Annotated in this window: 3 rRNA genes; all 3 read left to right on the forward strand. The window is 51.1% G+C overall.

What is annotated here, in order from left to right:
• A 16S ribosomal RNA gene (locus A7K91_RS12535) occupies nt 1–70 on the forward strand; the annotation flags it as partial.
• A gap of 117 nt (nt 71–187) precedes the next feature.
• Nucleotides 188–304 (forward strand): 5S ribosomal RNA (rrf, locus tag A7K91_RS12540).
• Nucleotides 305–367: 63 nt separating this feature from the next.
• A 5S ribosomal RNA gene (gene rrf, locus A7K91_RS12545) occupies nt 368–463 on the forward strand.
• Nucleotides 464–731 lie beyond the last annotated feature (268 nt).

The raw sequence follows: 731 nt of genomic DNA on the forward strand, positions 1-731 counted from the left end.
GGGGTAGATGATTGGGGTGAAGTCGTAACAAGGTAGCCGTATCGGAAGGTGCGGCTGGATCACCTCCTTTCTAAGGAATACCCGGTCTCGTTGAAGATCGGAAAAGCATCCTTGTGATGCAAAACAACATGTCGCTCATGTTCAGTTTTGAGGGAACAAACCCTCAATTGCAATACGCGCAATTCCGTTTGGTGGCGATGGCGGAGGGGACCCACGCGTTCCCATCCCGAACACGACCGTTAAGCCCTCCAGCGCCGATGGTACTTGGACCGCAGGGTCCTGGGAGAGTAGGACGTCGCCAAGCGGATTTTATCCTGCAAGCTTTTTGATAACGGCAGCATTTCGATGTTGCAGGAATTGAAAAAGCGTGGTAGGATAGTANACGCGTTCCCATCCCGAACACGACCGTTAAGCCCTCCAGCGCCGATGGTACTTGGACCGCAGGGTCCTGGGAGAGTAGGACGTCGCCAAGCGGATTTTATCCTGCAAGCTTTTTGATAACGGCAGCATTTCGATGTTGCAGGAATTGAAAAAGCGTGGTAGGATAGTAATCCTGTCGCAGCAATGCGGCACACTTTGCACCTTGAAAACTGGATAACGAAAGAAAAAGAAGATGAAAGTCTTCTGCTGAAACATCCTTTAGCTGAAGTAATACCCGCCAGCTGAGGAAACTCACGCTGAGCGATAACTAGGTTAAGCTAGTAAGAGCGCACGGAGGATGCCTAGGCACC

The sequence above is a fragment of the Paenibacillus oryzae genome (assembly GCF_001675045.1).
Lineage (GTDB): Bacteria > Bacillota > Bacilli > Paenibacillales > Paenibacillaceae > Pristimantibacillus > Pristimantibacillus oryzae.